This is a genomic window from Geodermatophilus sp. SMS 5-13 (assembly GCF_059428245.1).
In genome coordinates, this window is sequence record NZ_CP165729.1 from 1,453,935 (window position 1) to 1,469,665 (window position 15,731).

Annotated in this window: 17 protein-coding genes and 1 tRNA gene; 6 read left to right on the top strand and 12 right to left on the bottom strand. The window is 74.0% G+C overall.

Annotated features, from left to right (window positions below; all coding sequences use genetic code 11):
• Positions 1 to 4: 4 nt before the first annotated feature.
• From AB3388_RS07225 to AB3388_RS07240, 4 genes are all read right to left on the bottom strand, one after another.
• A complete protein-coding gene (locus AB3388_RS07225; protein ID WP_495410083.1) occupies positions 5 to 460 on the bottom strand; it encodes a globin domain-containing protein in 456 nt (151 codons plus the stop codon).
• Positions 461 to 554: 94 nt separating this feature from the next.
• The gene (locus AB3388_RS07230) at positions 555 to 1,235 is read right to left on the bottom strand and encodes a DUF4333 domain-containing protein (RefSeq protein WP_495410084.1); all 681 of its coding nucleotides are present in this window, start codon (positions 1,233 to 1,235) and stop codon (positions 555 to 557) included.
• Between the two features lie 118 nt (positions 1,236 to 1,353).
• Complete coding sequence (gene glgC, locus AB3388_RS07235) at positions 1,354 to 2,598, bottom strand: glucose-1-phosphate adenylyltransferase (RefSeq protein ID WP_495410085.1); 1,245 nt, start codon at positions 2,596 to 2,598, stop codon at positions 1,354 to 1,356.
• Between the two features lie 123 nt (positions 2,599 to 2,721).
• Positions 2,722 to 2,794, bottom strand: a tRNA-Arg gene (locus tag AB3388_RS07240).
• A gap of 125 nt (positions 2,795 to 2,919) precedes the next feature.
• Between AB3388_RS07240 and AB3388_RS07245 the strand changes: the two genes are divergently transcribed.
• From AB3388_RS07245 to AB3388_RS07270, 6 genes are all read left to right on the top strand, one after another.
• Positions 2,920 to 3,744, top strand: coding sequence for a class I SAM-dependent methyltransferase (locus tag AB3388_RS07245; RefSeq protein WP_495410086.1), 825 nt, complete (start codon positions 2,920 to 2,922; stop codon positions 3,742 to 3,744).
• Positions 3,745 to 3,905: 161 nt separating this feature from the next.
• The gene (gene ssb, locus AB3388_RS07250; RefSeq protein WP_495410087.1) at positions 3,906 to 4,421 is read left to right on the top strand and encodes a single-stranded DNA-binding protein; all 516 of its coding nucleotides are present in this window, start codon (positions 3,906 to 3,908) and stop codon (positions 4,419 to 4,421) included.
• A gap of 104 nt (positions 4,422 to 4,525) precedes the next feature.
• Positions 4,526 to 6,196: an energy-dependent translational throttle protein EttA gene (ettA, locus tag AB3388_RS07255; RefSeq protein WP_495410088.1), complete on the top strand. Its 1,671-nt coding sequence runs from the start codon at positions 4,526 to 4,528 to the stop codon at positions 6,194 to 6,196.
• A 128-nt stretch (positions 6,197 to 6,324) separates the two neighbouring features.
• Positions 6,325 to 6,741 carry an acyl-CoA thioesterase gene (locus AB3388_RS07260; RefSeq protein WP_495410089.1) on the top strand — a complete coding sequence of 139 codons (417 nt, stop codon included), beginning with the start codon at positions 6,325 to 6,327 and terminating at the stop codon, positions 6,739 to 6,741.
• A 10-nt stretch (positions 6,742 to 6,751) separates the two neighbouring features.
• Complete coding sequence (locus AB3388_RS07265) at positions 6,752 to 7,771, top strand: AMP-binding protein (RefSeq protein WP_495410090.1); 1,020 nt, start codon at positions 6,752 to 6,754, stop codon at positions 7,769 to 7,771.
• Positions 7,768 to 8,904: a thiolase family protein gene (locus tag AB3388_RS07270; protein ID WP_495410091.1), complete on the top strand. Its 1,137-nt coding sequence runs from the start codon at positions 7,768 to 7,770 to the stop codon at positions 8,902 to 8,904. Before AB3388_RS07265 ends, AB3388_RS07270 begins: the two co-directional genes overlap by 4 nt.
• Here AB3388_RS07270 and AB3388_RS07275 read toward each other — a convergent pair.
• The 8 genes from AB3388_RS07275 to AB3388_RS07310 all read right to left on the bottom strand — a co-directional run bounded on the left by AB3388_RS07275 (position 8,901) and on the right by AB3388_RS07310 (position 15,712).
• On the bottom strand, positions 8,901 to 9,428 hold the full coding sequence (locus tag AB3388_RS07275) for an MOSC domain-containing protein (protein WP_495410092.1): 528 nt from the start codon (positions 9,426 to 9,428) through the stop codon (positions 8,901 to 8,903). The genes AB3388_RS07270 and AB3388_RS07275 overlap by 4 nt on opposite strands.
• Positions 9,425 to 10,066, bottom strand: coding sequence for an energy-coupling factor transporter transmembrane component T (locus tag AB3388_RS07280; protein ID WP_495410093.1), 642 nt, complete (start codon positions 10,064 to 10,066; stop codon positions 9,425 to 9,427). Before AB3388_RS07280 ends, AB3388_RS07275 begins: the two co-directional genes overlap by 4 nt.
• Positions 10,063 to 10,797, bottom strand: coding sequence for an energy-coupling factor ABC transporter ATP-binding protein (locus AB3388_RS07285; RefSeq protein ID WP_495410094.1), 735 nt, complete (start codon positions 10,795 to 10,797; stop codon positions 10,063 to 10,065). Before AB3388_RS07285 ends, AB3388_RS07280 begins: the two co-directional genes overlap by 4 nt.
• Positions 10,794 to 11,360, bottom strand: a complete 567-nt coding sequence (locus AB3388_RS07290; RefSeq protein ID WP_495410095.1) for a biotin transporter BioY — start codon at positions 11,358 to 11,360, stop codon at positions 10,794 to 10,796. Before AB3388_RS07290 ends, AB3388_RS07285 begins: the two co-directional genes overlap by 4 nt.
• Before the next feature lie 76 nt (positions 11,361 to 11,436).
• Positions 11,437 to 12,996 (bottom strand): glycoside hydrolase family 13 protein, encoded by a 1,560-nt coding sequence (locus tag AB3388_RS07295; protein ID WP_495410096.1) that lies wholly within the window; start codon positions 12,994 to 12,996, stop codon positions 11,437 to 11,439.
• The gene (locus tag AB3388_RS07300) at positions 12,997 to 13,431 is read right to left on the bottom strand and encodes a globin (protein WP_495410097.1); all 435 of its coding nucleotides are present in this window, start codon (positions 13,429 to 13,431) and stop codon (positions 12,997 to 12,999) included. It abuts the gene before it with no gap.
• Entirely contained in the window at positions 13,428 to 14,738 is a 1,311-nt protein-coding gene (locus tag AB3388_RS07305; protein ID WP_495410098.1) for an MFS transporter, read from the bottom strand. The genes AB3388_RS07300 and AB3388_RS07305 overlap by 4 nt, the downstream gene beginning before the upstream one ends.
• On the bottom strand, positions 14,735 to 15,712 hold the full coding sequence (locus AB3388_RS07310) for a mechanosensitive ion channel family protein (protein WP_495410099.1): 978 nt from the start codon (positions 15,710 to 15,712) through the stop codon (positions 14,735 to 14,737). The genes AB3388_RS07305 and AB3388_RS07310 overlap by 4 nt, the downstream gene beginning before the upstream one ends.
• Between the last annotated feature and the right edge of the window lie 19 nt (positions 15,713 to 15,731).

Genomic DNA, 15,731 nt, shown 5'->3' on the forward strand with positions numbered 1-15,731 from the left:
CCTCCTACCCGGCGACGAGGCCGTCCCACGTCCAGTGCGGCACCGGCTCGCCGTCCGGGACGACGGCGTCCACCGGCGAGTAGACGAGGACGTCGGAGACCGCCCACTCCATGTACGCGCGCAGCGCGGCGCGGAACTCGGGGTCGGCCGGCAGGGCGGCGTCGTCCGCGGCCGCCACGAAGCAGTCGACGAACCGGCGGCCGAGGTCGCCCATCTCGCCGTTGCCGGCGTGGATCCGCAGCAGCGAGGACTGGTCGGAGCACTCCTTCGAGTAGCGCGGCGGCCCGCCCAGCACCTCGGCCCAGTACGCGGCCAGCCGCGCGACGTGCTCGGGGTTGAGGTCGGCGTGCGAGAAGGGGTGGTTCAGCTCCGGATCGGCCAGGCAGCGCGCGTGGTGCGCGGCGGCCAGGCGCAGGAAGGCGTCGTCCCCACCCGCGAACTCGTACAGCGTCGGCCGCATGGCGGGGGAGTGTGGCACCGGCGGGGTCCGACGCGCGAGGGGCGGTGGCACCGGGGAGCCGGTGCCACCGCCCCTCGGGCGATGCGGGTGCGGATCAGGCGTCCTCGTACTCCACGGTGACGGTGCCGTCGGCCTCGACGATCGCGTCCACCTGGATGCTCAGCGAGGAGTCCTCGGCGTTGCTGACCGTGCAGGGGAGCCGCTCACCGGCCGGGTCGACCAGGACGGTGCGGTCGCTGTCGCAGCTGGTGTTCAGCTCGACGCCGGCCTCGGCCTCGACCTGGGAGTTGACCTCGTCGGCCACGGCGGACACCGGCACGAACGTGTTGTCCGCGGTGATCTCGACGTTGCCCTGGTCGTCCTTCTGCGTGACGGTGAACGAGATGTCCTGGCCCTCGAGGGTGGCGGTGCAGGCGAAGGTGCCGCCCTGCGCGACCTCGACGTCGGCCGGGCAGCTCACGCCCTCGGCCGGCGCCCCGATCAGCTGCTCGGACGCGGCGCTCACCTGCTGCTCGGCGTCGCCCCTGTCGAGGGTCTTGCTGCCGAACAGGAGGAGCGCGCCGACGACGAGGCCGCCGATGAGCACGACGGCGCCGACGATCGAGCCGACGATCAGCCCGGTCTTCTTCGTGGGCGGCTGCTGGTAGCCGAAGGGCGGGGCAGGCTGGCCGAACGGCGCGCCGGGGCCGCCGAAGCCGGGCTGGCCGTAGGGCTGGCCGTACGGCTGCTGGACGCCGGCGGGGGGACCGGCGGGGGGAAAGGTCGACTGGGTCACGGGGTCCTCCTCCAAGGTGGTGTGGCACCACGGTGGAGGAGGGCGCTTTCGGCGCACTTGACGATCACTGGGACCGCACTTGCGGTGCACCTTGCAGCGCCGGTCGCCCCGGCTCAGCTCACTTGGACACGTGCTCGCCCTTGCCGACGACGGTCACGCCGCCCTCGGAGACGGCGAAGCCGCGAGCGCGGTCGTCGTCCTTGTTCACGCCGATCTGGACGCCGTCGGCGATCGTCACGTTCTTGTCGAGGATCGCGTCCCGGACCACCGCGCGGCGGCCGATGTCCGTGCCGTCCATGACCACCGAGCGCTCGACCGACGCCCAGCTGTGCACCCGCACACCGGGGGAGAGGACCGACTCGCGGACCGTTGCGCCGGACACGATGGCGCCGTTGGCCACGACGCTGTCGATGGCCCGGCCGATGCGGTCGAGCTTCTCGTCGTCGTGCACGAACTTGGCCGGCGGGTGCGACGGGACGCGCGTGAGGATCGGCCAGCGGTCGTTGTACAGGTTGAACGCCGGGACGGTGGCGCACAGGTCCATGTGCGCCTCGAAGTAGGAGTCCAGCGTGCCGACGTCGCGCCAGTACCGCTCCGCCTCCGGGTCCTCGCCCGGGACGCGGTTGGTCTGGAAGTCGTAGACCTGCGCCGCACCCTGGCCGACGAGCAGCGGGACGATGTTGCCGCCCATGTCGTGCTTGCTGTTCTCGTCGGCGGCGTCGGTGTGGAGGGCGTCGAGCAGGGCCTCGGTGGAGAAGACGTAGTTGCCCATCGAGGCGAACGTCTCGTCGGGCCGGCCGGGCAGGCCCGGCGGGTCCGCGGGCTTCTCCAGGAACGCCTCGATCCGCCGTCCGTCCGTCCCCGTCTGGATCACCCCGAACGCGGTGGCCTCCTTCCGCGGGACGGGGATGCCGGCGACGGTGACCCCGGCGCCCCCGTCGACGTGCTGCTCCCACATCTGCCGCGGGTCCATCCGGTAGACGTGGTCGGCGCCGAACACCACGATCACGTCCGGCCGCTCGTCGTAGATGAGGTTCAGCGACTGGAAGATCGCGTCCGCCGAGCCGGTGTACCAGCGGGGGCCGAGGCGCTGCTGCGCCGGGACCGGGGTGACGTAGTTGCCCAGCAGGTCGCTCATCCGCCACGTCGTGGTGATGTGGCGGTCGAGGCTGTGGCTCTTGTACTGCGTCAGGACGGCGATCCGCAGGACCGACGCGTTGACCAGGTTGGACAGCGCGAAGTCGACCAGGCGATAGAGCCCGCCGAACGGGACCGCGGGCTTGGCCCGGTCGGCGGTGAGCGGGGCGAGCCGCTTGCCCTCGCCGCCTGCGAGGACGATGCCCATCACCCGGGTGTCGGCCATGGCGTTCCCTCCGCTCTCGTGGGAGGCGGGACGCGGGCTGCGTCACGCGCGACGCGAGCCTAGGGCCCGCCGGGCGTTCCCCGCCCGGCATGGGGTCCTGGCCACGCCTCGACCCCGCAGCGGCGCGCCCGGCAGGACTCGAACCTGCGACCAAGTGCTTAGAAGGCACCTGCTCTATCCACTGAGCTACGGGCGCTCGGCGCACGATCATCGCACCTCCCGGCACCCGTTCCACGCTGCGGCGGGGCCGGGAGCCGTTGACCCGCCCCGGCGTCGGCACGACGATGCGCCGAGCAGCCGCAGCACACCGGGAGGCCGGTCGTGGACCAGGTGCAGACGCCGCCGAGCCCGTGGGCGGGCGGCGACCGCTACGAGTCCTACGTCGGCCGGTGGAGCCGGCCGGTGGCCCGCCGGTTCGTCGCCGGCCTCGGCGTTCCACCGGGGCGCCGCTGGCTCGACGTCGGCTGCGGCACCGGCGCCCTGAGCGGCGCGGTCCTGGCCGACGCCGCGCCCGCGGCGGTGCTGGGTGTGGACCCCTCGTCCGACTTCGTCGCGCACGCCGCGGCGCACGTGACCGATCCGCGCGCGACCTTCCGGGCGGGCAGCGCCCAGGCGTTGCCGGTCGACGACGCCGCCGTCGATGTCGTGGTCTCCGGTCTGGTGCTCAACTTCGTCCCCGACGCGGCGGCCGCGCTGGCCGAGATGCGCCGCGTCGTCACGCCCGGCGGGACGGTGGCGGCCTACGTCTGGGACTACGCCGAAGGCATGCAGCTCATGCGGCACTTCTGGGCCGCCGCGGCCGAGCGCGACCCGGCGACGGCCGCCCTGGACGAGGGCGTGCGGTTCCCGCTGTGCCGCCCCGGCCCGCTGCGGGAGCTGTTCACCGGCGCGGGGCTCGACGACGTCGAGACCGGCGAGATCGTGGTCCCCACGGTGTTCGCCGACTTCGACGACTTCTGGACGCCGTTCCTCGGCGGCACCGGGCCGGCGCCGGCCCATGCGATGTCCCTGAGCGAGGCCGACCGCGACGCCCTCCGGGAGATCCTCCGCGCCCGCCTGCCGACCGAGGACGACGGCTCGATCCGGCTCAGCGCGCGGGCGTGGACGGTTCGCGGTCGCTCGGGTTCCTCGCACGTCCCGACCTGACCAGGCCGGGACGACGGCCCGCGCCCCGCCGTCCACAGGCGCCCGTCCCGTCCACAGATCGCCGCCGCCCCTCCTGCGGCCCCTCCCGGCCGCCCAGGGTGATCCGCAGCCCGGCACCGAGCCGGCCGCGCCCCCGGGCGCCGCGAGGAACGAGGAACGCCATGTCCAAGGAAACCGTCATCACCGTCGTCGGCAACGTCGTCAACCCGCCGCAGCGCAACCGCACGCCGAACGGCGCCGTCACCAACTTCCGCGTCGCGTCGACCTCCCGCCGCTACGACAAGGACGTGCAGGGCTGGGTCGACAACAAGACCCTCTTCCTCGACGTCGAGTGCTGGGGCGAGCTGGGCGGCAACGTCTCGCAGACGGTCAGCAAGGGCGACCCGGTGATCGTGTCGGGGTCGCTGTTCACCGACGAGTGGGACTCCGACCAGGGCCGGCGCAGCAAGGTGAAGCTCCGGGCGGAGGTCGTCGGCCCCGACCTCACCCGGGGCACCGCCGACTTCAAGCGGGTGCCGCGGTCGTCGGCGGCCGCATCCGAGCCGGGCGAGCCGCCGGCCGACGACGAGTTCGACCCCACAGCGGAGCTCCTCGCCGGCCGGGACTACGAGGCCGACCCCGAGACGTTGGACGAGATGAACTCCGACGACAGGGTCCCGGCACCGGCTCTCCGCTAGCCACCGGGAGCTGGGAGGATCGGAGTCGAGGACGCAGAGGGGCCGGGCCGGCGAACGGCGGGCCCGCCCCCGTTCGCGAGACAAACGGAAGGCTCCGAGGCCCAGTGGCTCAGTACATCTATTCGATGGTCCGTGCGCGCAAGTCGCACGGCGACAAGGTGATCCTGGACGACGTCACCCTGGCGTTCCTGCCCGGCGCCAAGATCGGCGTCGTCGGCCCGAACGGCGCCGGCAAGTCCACGGTCCTGCGCATCATGGCCGGGCTGGAGACCGCCTCCAACGGCGACACGGTCCTGGCGCCCGACGCGACGGTCGGGATGCTGCAGCAGGAGCCGCCGCTCAACGAGGCGCTCGACGTGCGCGGCAACGTCGAGGAGGCGGTCAAGCCGATCCGCGACGCGCTGACCCGCTTCGAGGAGGTCAGCGCGGCGATGGGCGAGCCCGACGCCGACTTCGACGCGCTGCTCGCCGAGCAGGGCGAGCTCATGGAGTTCATCGAGAACCACGACGGCTGGGAGCTCGACGCCCGCATCGAGCAGGCCATGGACGCGCTGCGCTGCCCGCCGGGCGACGCCGACGTCACCGTGCTCTCCGGCGGTGAGCGCCGCCGCGTGGCGCTGTGCAAGCTGCTGCTCGAGGCGCCGGACCTGCTGCTGCTCGACGAGCCCACCAACCACCTCGACGCCGAGAGCGTGGCCTGGCTCGAGCAGCACCTGGAGAAGTACGCCGGCACCGTCGTGGCCGTCACCCACGACCGGTACTTCCTGGACAACGTCGCCCAGTGGATCCTCGAGCTCGACCGCGGGCGCGCCTACCCGTACGAGGGCAACTACTCCACCTACCTGGAGACCAAGGCCGCCCGGCTCAAGGTCGAGGGCGCCAAGGACGCCAAGCGGCAGAAGCGGCTCAAGGAGGAGCTCGAGTGGGTCCGCTCGGGCGCCAAGGCCCGGCAGGCCAAGAGCAAGGCCCGGCTGGCCCGGTACGAGGAGATGGCCGCCGAGGCCGACAAGTACCGCAAGCTGGACTTCGAGGAGATCCAGATCCCGCCGGGCCCGCGCCTGGGCAGCGTGGTCATCGAGAGCCAGGACCTCACCAAGGGCTTCGGCGACCGGCTGCTGATCGACGACCTGTCCTTCACGCTGCCGCGCAACGGCATCGTCGGCGTCGTCGGGCCGAACGGCGCCGGCAAGACCACGCTGTTCAAGATGCTGGTCGGCGAGGAGAAGGCGGACGACGGCGACATCAAGGTCGGCGAGACGGTCAAGATCTCCTACGTCGAGCAGAACCGCAGCGGCATCGACCCGAAGAAGACGCTCTGGGAGGTCGTGTCCGACGGCCTGGACCACATCAAGGTCGGCAACGTCGAGATGCCGTCGCGGGCCTACGTCGCCGCCTTCGGCTTCAAGGGCCCGGACCAGCAGAAGCCGGCCGGCGTCCTGTCCGGTGGTGAGCGCAACCGGCTCAACCTCGCCTTGACGCTCAAGCAGGGCGGCAACCTGCTGCTGCTCGACGAGCCCACCAACGACCTCGACGTCGAGACGCTGACCAGCCTGGAGAGCGCGCTGCTGGAGTTCCCCGGCTGCGCCGTGGTGGTCAGCCACGACCGGTGGTTCCTCGACCGCGTCGCGACGCACATCCTCGCGTACGAGGGTGAGTCGAAGTGGTTCTGGTTCGAGGGCAACTTCGCCGACTACGAGAAGAACAAGGTGGAGCGGCTCGGCCCCGACGCCGCCCGGCCGCACCGCGCGACCTACCGCAAGCTCACCCGCGACTAGAAGGACCGCGTCCCCTTCCGTGGCCGGCCGGAGTTCCCACTCCGGCCGGCCGGCGGCGTCTGGGGCCGCAGTCGCGGCCGACGCCCCGGCCGACGCCCGGCGCGCCGGATGGGGCAGGGTGTCGCACCGTGCGGTACACGGTGCAGGTCCCGATGCGCTGGTCGGACATGGACGCCTACGGGCACGTCAACAACGTCGTCTTCCTGCAGTACTTCGAGATGGCCCGTGTGGACCTGTTCTTCGAGCGGGCGTCGCTGGAGGAGCGGACCGGCCTGCGCCGCGGCACCGTCGTCGCCGCCCACGACATCCAGTACAAGCGCCCGGTCGTCTACTCCCCGCGGCCGCTCGACGTGCAGATCTGGGTGTCGGGCATCCGCGCCGCCGCGTTCACCTGCCACTACGAGGCCTTCGACCACGAGCGGCTCGCCGTCACCGGCAGCACGCTCCTGGTGCCGTTCGACTTCTCGATCAACCGCCCCCGGCGGCTGACCACCGACGAGAAGGAGTTCCTGGCCCGCTGGTGCGACGAGCCCGCCGAGCCGTGAGACCGCAGCCATGACAGCGGAGCCCGTCGACGTCCTGGGCACCCCCGACCCGGTCGAGGCGGTGCTGGCGGCGTTCGCCGAGCGGCGGCGGATCTCGGTCCGGACCTCGGGAACCACGACGCGGCCGAGGTGGGTCGTGCGGACCGCGGAGTCCTGGGTGGACTCGTTTCCCGCCGTGTCCGAGCTGACCGACATCGGGCCCGGCTCGCGGGTGTGGCTGCCGGGCCCGCTGGCGGCCTCGATGAACCTGTTCGCGGCGGCGCACGCCCGCTTCGCCGGGGCAGCGGTCGTGCCGGCGCCCGACGGAGCGACGCACGCGTGCCTGACACCCTCCGCACTGGTCGGCGCGCTCGACGAGGGGATCGACGTCGGAGGGATGCATCTCGTCGTCGCCGGCGACCGGCTGGGGCGGGGCCTGTCCCGCCGGGCCGCCGCGGTCGGCGCCCGCGTCAGCCACTACTACGGCGCGGCCGAGCTGTCCTTCGTCGCCTGGGGCAGCCACGAGGAGGACCTGCATGCCTTTCCCGGGGTCGAGGTGCAGATCCGCGACGGCGTGATCTGGGTGCGCTCGCGCTACCTGTCCGAGGGCTACCTGGCTCCCGGCGGCCCCTTCCGGACCGGCCCGGACGGCTTCGCCTCGGTGGGGGACCGCGGCAGCCTCACCGCCGGCGTCCTCACCGTGGCCGGTCGCGGTGACGCGGTGGTGCTCACCGGGGGCGTCACCGTCCTGGCCGACGAGGTCGAACAGGTGCTGCGCCACGGCTCGGGCGCCGACGTGGTCGTCGTCGGAGTCGCGCACGCACGGCTCGGGCAGCTGGTCGCCGCCGTCCTCACCGACCCCGCGGCCGTGCCCGCAGCCCGCGCCGCGGCGAAGGCGGAGCTGGCGCCGGCGCAGCGACCGCGGCTGTGGTTCTCCCTGTCCAGTTGGCCGGTCACGGCAGCGGGCAAGGTGGACCGGGCCGCGGTTGCCGAGCTCGCCGCCGCGGGCCGGCTTTCGCCGGTTCGGACCGGCTCCCGGGTGCGGGCGTGACCGGCGATGCGGCGCCGGTGATCGTCGCGGCGCTCCGAAGCCCGATCGGCACGGCGGGCCGCTCGCTCGCCGCGGTACCCGCGGCCGAGCTAGCCGCGCCGGTCCTGGCGGCCGTGGCAGGGGCGACCGGCGGCGCGGACCTGCGCGAGGTCCTGCTGGGCAACTGCATGGGTCCGGGCGGTGACGTCGCGCGGGTCGCCGCCCTGCACGCCGGCCTGCCGGACACGCTGCCGGCTCTGACCGTCGACCGGCAGTGCGCCAGCGGGCTGGCCGCGATCGTGCTCGGCGGGTCGCTCGTGGCGGCCGAGCCCGGGGTCGTCCTCGCCGGAGGTGTGGAGTCCGCGTCGACCGCGCCGTGGCGGTTCTGGCCCCCGACGGGGGACGCCGACCCGCTCCGGTACGAGCGCGCCCCCTTCGCGCCGGCGAGCACGGGTGACCCCGACATGGGCCCCGCCGCCGACGCCCTCGCCAGCGAGTTCGGCGTTTCCCGTGCCGACCAGGACGCGTACGCCGCGCGCTCCCATGCCCGCGCGATCGCGAGCGTGCAGGCACACGACTTCGAGGCCGAGATCGTGCCCGTCGCGGGCGTCGGCCGGGACGACCGGCCCCGTGCCGGGCTCACGGCGCAGCGGCTGGCCCGGCTGCGTCCGGCCTTCGGCCCCGACGGCACCCACACGGCCGGCAGTTCCTGCGGGATCAACGACGGGGCCGCGGTCGTGGCCGTCGCCGACGCCGTCACCCACCGCCGGCTCGACGTCCCCGGCCTGCGCGTGCTCGGCACCGCGACCTGCGGGCTCGACCCCAACCGCCTCGGGCTCTCCCTCGTCCCCGCCGTGCGCACGGCGCTGGAGCGGGCCGGTCTGACGCTGGACGACATCGACGTCGTCGAGTTCAACGAGGCCTTCGCCGGCCAGATCCTGGCCTGCTGCCGGGCCCTCGACCTCGACCCGACCCGGGTCTGCCCCCAGGGCGGGGCACTGGCCCTCGGGCACCCGTGGGGCGCGTCCGGGGCGGTCCTCGTCGTCCGCCTGTTCTCCCAGCTCGTGCGGCAGCGGGCCGGCCGCTACGGGCTCGCCGCCATCGCCGCCGGGGGAGGCCAGGGCGTGGCGATGGTGGTGGAAGCGCTGGTCTAGACGATCCGCGGCACCGGACGGTCGGCGCCGGTCGGCGCACCGCGAGCCGCGGCCTCCTCGTCGGACACCGGCCGGACGACGTCGCCCTCGCGGATCGGGCCGCCCGCGAACACCGCCGCGTTGATCCCGCCCCGGTGCACCATCGCCTTGACCAGCTTGAGCCCGGTCAACCGCTCCAGGTGCGTGCAGGGCGGACACCGCTTCATGCCGAACATCAGCGTGTCGCCCACCGCGAACCAGCTGCCCACGAGCGAGGGCAGCGCCAGCCCGGTCGTGACCAGGTTCCGCCGCGTGTCGCCGGGGGAGAGGTCCGCGCCGACCTCGCGCGCGAGCGCCGCGACGTCGCCGGCGTCGATCAGCGTCAGCTGCTTCTCGAGGTCCGGGTACTGCGCCCACGTGCCGCCGCCGAGGGCGTACCGGTCTCCCTCCAGCCCGATCCCCGCCAGGAGCGTCGCCGCGGGTACCCGCTGCATCGGCGCCGCCGCCGTCGGCGTCCGCCAGATCTCGAGCAGCGTCCCGGTCACGAGGCGGCCGCCCGGGCGCGAGGGACGTCGTCCGCCCCGCGCGCGTCCAGCGCCTCGCTGACCGTGTGCGCGAGCTGCAGCACCTGGACCAGCAGCGGGACGACGATCGTCGTGAGACCGCGCACGCCGCGCACGGAGCCGCCGCGCGCCGCCTGGGCCTCGCGGATCCGGTCGGCGCGCTCGGCCACCAGCGGGATGAACCGCAGCACCATGGCCAGCGCCAGCCCGATCCGGGCCGGCCGGACGCCGAGGAACCGCAGCGGCGCGCAGACCCGCTCCACGACCGCGACCATCGCCGTCACCCGCGTCGTGGCGGTCACCACAGCCGCGGCCAGCACCAGCGCCAGCAGCCGCAACGCCGTCTCCAGGCCGGTGAGCCAGTCGGTGACCAGGGCGTGGACGACGACGATCGCCACCACCCAGACCGCGACCGCCCGTGCCTGCCGGGCCAGCAGCGCCGCGGGCAGCCGGGCCGCGAGCAGCCCGATCAGCACGACCCCGGCCAGTGTCCCGGCGGCCACGGCCAGGGTCGGCACCGCGAACAGCAGCACGCCGAGCGCCACGAGCACGAGCAGCTTGATCCCGGCCGGCGTCCGGTGCACCGGGCTGGCCCGCGGCACGTAGAGGGCGAGGGTCACCGGTCGGCCATCAGCTTCCGGTAGGCGCGGACCGACTGCTCGGCCGGCCCGTCCTCGACCACCCGGCCGCCGTCGACGACGAGCACCCGGTCGAAGCCCTCCAGCAGGTCCAGGTCGTGCGTCACCACGACCACCGACTGCGGCAGCTCGCCGATCACCCGCGCGATCCGCCGGGCGTTGACCAGGTCCAGCAGCGTGGTCGGCTCGTCGAACACGATCCGCGCCGGCCGCATGACCAGCACGCCGGCGATGGCCAGCAGCTGCTTCTGCCCGCCGGAGAGCAGGTGGGCCGGGTGGTCGGCGTGCCCGGCCAGGTCGTAGCGCTCCAGCACCTCGGCCACCCGCTCGGCCCGCTCGGCCGGCGGCACGCCCTGGTTCTCCAGGCCGTAGGCGACGTCCTCGGCGACCGTCGGGTGCACGATCTGCGCGTCGGGGTCCTGGAACACGAAGCCCACGCGACGCCGTACCTCCCGCACCGACGAGCGCGTGTCCAGGCCGTCGACCAGCACCCGCCCGGAGGTCGGGACGACGAGCCCGTTGAGCAGCCGCGCGAACGTGCTCTTGCCGGAGCCGTTGGCGCCGATCACCCCGATCCGGTGCTCGGTCAGGTGCAGGTCGAGCCCGTCGAGGACCGTCCGCTCGCCGTAGGCGTGGGAGACCCCGACGAGTTCGATCCCCCGTGAGGGGTCGGCGGCGGCCTCCGGCGCGGCCCGCCCACGCCGGCGCCTCATGGCGCGACGGGCGCCCGCCGCGGTCGCTCGATCACCGGGTAGGCGCGGCGGACCGCCACCGCGACCACGGCGGCGACGACGGCCTTGACGACGTCACCCGGCACGAACACCAGCGAGCCGGTGAACGCGACCGACAGCGGGGTGTCGGAGAAGACGCTGATGAAGGGGATGCCGATCGCGTAGATCACGGCGATCCCGCCCACGAGGGTGGCGACCAGCGCCCAGGCCAGGTTGAACCGGCGCCACAGCGCCTCGGTGATCAGGCCGGTGACGAAGGCGGCGATCGGCCAGGAGTAGAGGAAGCCGGCGCTCGGGCCGGCGAACACCGACAGCCCGCCCCGGCCGCCGGCCAGGACGGGCAGGCCGATCGCGACGACCACCAGGAACAGCAGGAGCGCCAGGCCGCCGCGGCGCGCACCGAGGACCGCGCCGGCCAGCATCACGCCCAGGGTCTGCGCCGTGATGGGGACCGGGACGGCGGGGACCGGGATGGCCGGCAGCAGCCCGAGCGCGGCCGTGATGGCGGCGAACAGCGCGACGTAGGCCAGGTCTCGGGTCTTCACGGCGACTCCTCGCAGGCGGTGCCCTCGTCGGCCGCAAGGTACCCGAGGGCCGATCGTGGCCGACGTCACGTCCGGCTCAGGCGTGCAGCCACACCGCGGCGTCGTCCGGGAGGATCCCGGCGGCGACGTCCCCGCTCGCCAGCAGCACGCGCCCCTCCGGCAGCGGCACCGGCGCCCCCGAGAGGTTGAGCAGGCACACCAGCCCGCCGGGGCGGCGGAAGGCGACGCAACCGTCGGGTGCCGGTACCCACTGCAGCTCCTCGCCCGCGAACAGCGGGGACGACGACCGCAGCGCCAGCGCACGTCGGTACAGCGACAGCATCGAACCGGGATCGGCCTGCTGGGCCTCCACGGTCAGCCGGCCCCAGCCGGGCGGCATGGGGAGCCAGGTCGAGGCCGCCGTCGAGAAGCCGTACGGGGGCTCGTCGCCGGACCACGGGACCGGCAGACGGCATGCGTCGCGGCCGCGGACCGTGTGCCCCGAGCGCTCCCACACCGGGTCCTGCAGCACCTCGTCGGGGAGGTCCACGTCGGGCATCCCGAGCTCGTCGCCGTTGTAGAGGTAGGCGACCCCGGGCAGCGCCAGCTGCAGCAGCGCGGCCGCCCGCGCCCGCGCCGTCCCCACGTCGCCGCCGCCGTAGCGGGTGACGTGCCGGGGCCGGTCGTGGTTGGACAGCACCCAGCAGGCCGGAGCCGGCGTGCCGGCGACGGTGGCCAGCGAGTGCTCCACCGCCGAGCGCAGCTCGGCCGGGGTCCAGTCGGCCATGAGCAGCCGGAAGTTGAACGCCAGCTGCAGCTCGTCCGCGCGCAGGTAGCGGGCCAGCCGCTCGTCGTCGTGCACCCACACTTCGCCGACGGCCATCGCGCCCGGGTACTCGTCCAGCACCCGCCGGATCCGCCGGTGCACGTCGTGCACGCCGTCCTGGTCGAAGCGCAGGTCGCCGGGCCCGTGGTCGTCGAGCAGGCCGGTGTCCTCGGCCGGCACCATGTCCGGCAGCCCGGCCGGCTTGGCCATCCCGTGCCCGACGTCGATCCGGAAGCCGTCGACGCCCCGGTCCAGCCAGAACCGCATCGTCGTCTCGAGGTCGGCCAGCACCTCGGGGTGGGTGAAGTCCAGGTCCGGCTGCTCGGGGGCGAACAGGTGCAGGTACCACTGCCCGTCGGGCACGCGGGTCCACGCCGGCCCGCCGAAGACCGACGGCCAGTTGTTGGGTGGCGCGTCGCCGTGCCCGTCCCGGAAGAGGTACCGCGCCCGCGCCGGCGAGCCGGGAAGCGAGGCCAGCGCCTCGACGAACCAGTCGCGCAGGTGCGAGCTGTGGTTGGGCACCAGGTCGATGGTCACCCGCAGCCCGAGCCGGTGCGCCTCGGCGAGCATCGCGTCGAACCCGGCGAGGTCGCCGAACGCCGGCTCGACGTCGCGCGGATCGGCGACGTCGTAGCCGTGGTCGGCCATGGGGGAGGGGTAGAACGGCGTGATCCACAGCGCGTCGACGCCGAGGTCGCGCAGGTACCGCAGCCGCGACCGGATCCCGGCGAGGTCGCCGACGCCGTCACCGCTGCCGTCGGCGAAGCTGCGGATGTAGACCTGGTAGAAGACGGCGTCCCGCCACCAGTCGGGGGTAGGGAGGTCCGTCATCTAGGCGAGGGAGAGGGTGCCGGACGCATCGTCGGGCCAGCGGTTCTGCATGCTGCGGGCGGCCATCTCCAGGTAGCCCCAGAGCGTGGCGTCGTGCTCGTGCGAGAGCTCCAGGGAGTCCACGGCGTCGCGCATGTGCGACAGCCACGCGTCGCGCTCGGCCGGGCCGATCGCGAAGGGGGCGTGCCGCATCCGCAGCCGCGGGTGACCGCGCTCCTGCGAGTAGGTCGTGGGCCCACCCCAGTACTGCTCCAGGAACATCCGCAGCCGCGTCTCGGCGCCGTCCCAGTCGTCCTGCGGGTACAGCGGCGCCAGGACCGGGTCGCGGCGGACGCCCTCGTAGAAGCGGTGCACCAGCCGCACGAAGGTCGGGTGGCCGCCGACCTCGTCGTAGAAGGTCCGGGCCGAGGGCAGCGTGCGGCTCGACTCGCTCATGACACCGATGGTCCCGCGGCGGGCTGCTCCCCGGCCACGTGACCCTGCGTACGTACGAAGGCGAGCAGCGGCAGCACCACCGCGGCCAGGCCGAGCGCCCCGCAGAGGACGACGACGCCGCTGGGCGCCAGCCCCTCCGCCGCCAGCCCCGCGGCCAGCGCCCCGAGCCCCTGCACGCCGTAGAGACCGCTGACCGCGACGCCGAACGCCCGGCCGCGGTAGGCCGACGGCACCGCCTGCACGAACGACGCGTTGAGCGGGATCAGCCATGCCGAGCCGAGGCCCGAGACGAACAGCAGCGCGACCACGACGCCGAAGCTCAGCGTGCCCGGACCGGCGAAGGACGCGACCAGCCCGGCCAGCAGGATCGGCGCGAGCGAGAGCCCGACCAGCGCCGGCACCAGCTGCTCGCGGCGGTGCGGCGCGACCAGCCGGGCCAGGACCAGGCCGCCGATCGTGACCCCGGCGGGGTTGGCCGCCAGCAGGATGCCCACCGCCGTCGCGCCCTCGCCGAGCTCGTCGACCAGCGGGATGGCGATGCCCTCGGGCGCGTAGGTGAACGCGGTGCCGATCCAGAGGACGGCGATGATCGCGAGCAGGCGCGGCGAGGAGCGGATGAAGGTGAGCCCCTCCAGCGCGTCGCGCAGGAACGGCTTCGCCTCGTCCTCGGCGACCGGGGCGGGCCGGCGGGTCAGGCCGGCGTAGAGCCAGATCGCGGAGACGGCGAACGTCACCGCGTCGATCAGCAGCGCGGCCGAGGGGTTCAGCGCCGTCACCAGCGCGCCGGCGAGCACGAAGCCGACGACCTGCGCCACCTGCAGCCCGACGTTGGTCAGCGAGTTCGCGACGGCGTACCGGTCGCCCTCCAGCACGTCGGCGACCAGCGCCGACCGGGCGGACTCGAACGGCGGGGCGCAGAGGGAGAGCAGGAACAGCAGCGCCAGCAGCACCGGCAGCGGCGTCCCGGGGATGGCCATGCCGGCGACCAGCAGCGCGCGGCCGGCGTCGGTGGCGATCAGCACCCGGTGCCGCGGCAGCCGGTCGGCCAGCGTCGCGAGCAGCGGGCCGCCGAGCAGCCAGGGGAGGTAGCTGATCGCGAAGGTGATCGCCGACAGCAGCGGCGAGGAGGTCCGCTGGTAGACCAGGACGGTCAGCGCCACCCGGGCCAGCTCGTCGCCGGCGGTGGAGAGCAGGAACGTCCCGAACAGCGGCCGGAACTCGCGGACGGCGAAGACCTCGCGGAAGGTCGCCGGGCGCTCCGTGTGTGCGCCGGCGGTCCTGGCTCCCTCCGGGGCGCGGCCGCTCACCGCGCGCCCGCCCCGCTCGCGGCACCGGCCAGCACCGGGCCCGGTGCCTTGAAGCCCTCGGCGGCGAACCGCTCGCCGAGCCGCTGGCGCAGCTCGCGGCCCACCCGCCACTGGTCGTCGTTGGTGGTGCGCACCTGCAGCCGCATGGTCACCCCCGCGGCGGTGATGGACTCGACGCCGAGCGACTCCGGCGCGGCGAGCAGCACCTCCGCCCACTCCTTCTCGGCGTGCATCTCGTCGCCGACCTCCTGCATCACCGTGCGGCAGCGCTCGAGGTCGGTGTCGTGGGCGACCGGCATGTCGATGACGACCTGCGCGAAGCCCTGGCTCCTGTTGCCGACGCGCAGGATCTCGCCGTTGCGGGCGTACCAGACCACGCCGTGGGCGTCGCGCAGCCGCGTGATCCGCAGGCCCACCGCCTCCACGGTGCCGCTGGCCTCCCCGAGGTCCACGACGTCACCGACGCCGTACTGGTCCTCGAGGATGATCCCGATGCCGGCGATGAAGTCCTTGACCAGGTTCTGCGCGCCGAAGCCGAGCGCCACGCCGATCACGCCCGCGCTGGCGATGATCGGCGCCAGGTTCACGCCCAGCTCGCCGAGCACCAGGACGACGGCGATGCCCAGGACGACGAACGAGGCGAAGCTGCGCAGCACCGAGCCGATCGCCTCGGCGCGCTGGGTCCGCCGGGCCGCGATCTGCTCGACGCCGTCCCGGTCGGCCTGCCGGCCCCGCCGGCGCCACGGCCGCAGGACGCTCGGCACCGCGCCGGTGGCCGTGCGGTCGGTGAGCCGCTGGATGCCGCGGTTGATCATCATCCGGACCAGCGCGGCCAGCACGACGACCAGCGCGATCTTCAGCGGCTTCCCGATGAGGATGTCCGCGTGCGCGGCCCACCACTCCTGGGTGAACAGGCCGGGCACCGCCGACACGAGATCGTCAGCGGTCTTGATCACGGACAGTGAGGCGCTCATCACCGTCGATACTCCCAAA